Source organism: Bacillus sp. RB3 (assembly GCF_030164735.1).
Lineage (GTDB): Bacteria > Bacillota > Bacilli > Bacillales > Bacillaceae_G > Bacillus_A > Bacillus_A cereus.
Genome location: NZ_JASNGE010000080.1, coordinates 1 through 2681, shown reverse-complemented (window position 1 = coordinate 2681; position 2681 = coordinate 1). Strand labels below are relative to the sequence as shown.

Here is a 2681-nt window from a genome sequence, read left to right as displayed (position 1 = left end):
GGTGCGACACGTTCCTAAGTGAAAAGCTTAGGCATTGTCGAACTTACAGTTCAACAGTGAACTGTCATTCCAAGAAGTCAAATGATAGGGTAACGCCTTGAAGGGCTTCCTTTAATACTCCGACATGCAGTGAAGTTAGCAAGAGCTGAACTGTATGAAGCTCGGTGAAGTCGGTTGAGAGTTACCGTAATCCTATAGGATACGAAAGTCACTCAGAGGTGGGTGATGTAACCTATAAATCGGAAGTCTATAAATTACCTATGGTTAGTATGCACTATGAACCAATTGAGTATGGGATGTGCGGACGAATCTCTGATGGTACGGGTCTATATCGGAAGTAAGTCGAAAGGCTTACTGACACAATTAGTGTCGCTACTGTGGATGAGTAAAACTCGCCTTTATGAAAGTCCATATATTGTTACAGGCAATATCAAGGTAGCAGGCTCATAGGAGAAACCTAACGGTATATGTACAGATAGGAATGACGGAACGTGGTAAGCTGTCAACACGGAGGGCTTGCTTCCGATGAAGTGGTTCTAGGGAAAACAATTGTAAATTGTATAACCTAGGTTTATGACAGTGAAAGTGGTGGCACAGTACCTATGAAACGTGTAATGAACGTGGAGGGATAGCCACTAGTCGATTGAAAACTGACTGTTACTTATGGTTGACATGGTTTCGAGTAAGACTAAAGAGATGTAAACCTCCAGTAAATAAGGGGAGGTTACAGCCCATGTTAAAGAAAACTAAACTAAGGCACAGTGAATATTACGACATGCAAACAAAGTATGATGAGTTATATTCTAATAGCCTTAATGGTAACAATTTCTATAAATTAATTGATATTATCGGTTCGGAAGAAAATATTAGATTAGCATACCGCAACATCAAAACTAATAAGGGGAGTAACACGGCTGGAGTTGACAACTTAACCATTAAAGATATTTGGCACCTAAACGATACAGAGATTGTTCATGAAGTTAGAAAACGATTAAATAACTATCAACCACAAGCAGTTAAAAGAGTTCTTATCCCAAAAGAGGGCAGTGATAAGAAACGACCCCTCGGGATTCCAACAATTTGGGACAGATTAGTACAACAATCTATCCTCCAAGTATTGGAACCTATTTGTGAAGCTAAGTTTCATAACCATAGTTATGGGTTTAGACCGAACAGAAGTACACACCATGCACTCAGTAGAGTTGTAAGCCTTATTAACATAGGTCACCAACACTACTGTGTTGATATTGACATTAAGGGGTTCTTTGATAATGTATGCCACAAAAAGCTATTAAGGCAAATGTGGACTTTGGGAATAAGAGACAAATCGCTTCTATGTGTTATTTCAAAAATCCTTAAATCAGAGATAGAAGGAGAGGGTATTCCCAATAAGGGTACTCCGCAAGGAGGAATTATTTCTCCTTTACTTTCCAACATTGTTCTAAATGAACTTGATTGGTGGATAAGTAGCCAATGGGAAACTTACAAACCTCACAGAATATCTACTCGGCATTTAGGGTTTCGACAATATGCTAGGAAGTACACGAATCTAAAATGTGGTTATGTAGTGAGATACGCGGATGACTTCAAAATTATGTGTCGGACTTATGATGAAGCACAACGCTTTTATCATGCGACAGTTGATTTTCTCAAATCCCGTTTGGGATTAGAAATTAACGCCAAAAAGTCCAAAGTGGTTAATCTCAAGAAAAACTCGTCAGATTTCCTTGGATTCAAAATCAAAGTGGTTAAACAAGGTAAAGCTAAATTTGGATATATTGCAAAAACCAGTATGTCCCATAAAGCTATTACAAAAGCTAAAAGACAACTAAAAGAACGGATCAAAGGAATTCAAAAGGAGCCCACTTCAGAGAAAGTTACTCAATTTAATTCAACCCTTCTTGGTATACAAAATTACTTTAAATATGCGGTTACAATTTACATGGATTTAACGGAGGTTAACTACTCTCTGCGAAGAGTCATGAGAACCAGACTTAGAAACAATATGAAGCACATGAAGTTCTGTGAAACATCTGTGAATTTTAAAAGGAAGACCAAAGGAATACAACCCAACTCTAAGATTTACGTTGTACAGAACACTCCACTCTTACCAGTTACAGGAATACATCATAAAAACCCGTGGAATTTCTCGCAGGTTATCTGTAACTATACGGAAACGGGGCGTAATAAAGTACATAGTAATCTTAAGGCAATACCTAAGGATGTTCTCAACCAAGTTATGAGGACTTATTCGAAGAATAAAAGTATTGAGTACAACGATAATAGGATATCAAAATACGTTGCTCAATATGGTAAGTGTTATGTAACTGGTGAGGAAATTGGTATTGAACGTGTTCATTGTCATCACATTGTTCCCGTTAAACAAGGTGGGGATGACAAGTACAACAACTTGGTAATTGTAGATTGGTTTATACACAAACTGATTCACATGACGAATCTTAATAAGATTACACATTACCTTCGGTCTTTTAACCTTAATAAGAAACAAATGGATAAACTGAATGTGCTAAGAACTAAAGCTGGAAATGAACCGATAGTAACATAATTTGATTTAAAAGTCAGTTGGAAACGATGGAACGCCGTATGCTAGGAAACTAGCACGTACGGTGTGAGGTGGGGGAAAAGGTGGAGATTGCATCAAAGCCTTACCTATCATCATA

General features: G+C 37.8%; 1 protein-coding gene. It reads left to right on the top strand.

Annotation, left to right across the window (positions count from 1 at the left end; all coding sequences use genetic code 11):
* Positions 1-733 precede the first annotated feature (733 nt).
* Positions 734-2566 carry a group II intron reverse transcriptase/maturase gene (gene ltrA / locus QO049_RS30350; RefSeq protein WP_284489815.1) on the top strand — a complete coding sequence of 611 codons (1833 nt, stop codon included), beginning with the start codon at positions 734-736 and terminating at the stop codon, positions 2564-2566.
* The last annotated feature ends 115 nt before the right edge of the window (positions 2567-2681 follow it).

Excerpts from the sequence above, each read along its gene's own strand:
- ltrA (WP_284489815.1), top strand. The coding sequence starts at position 734 with ATGTTAAAGAAAACTAAACTAAGGCACAGTGAATATTACGACATGCAA.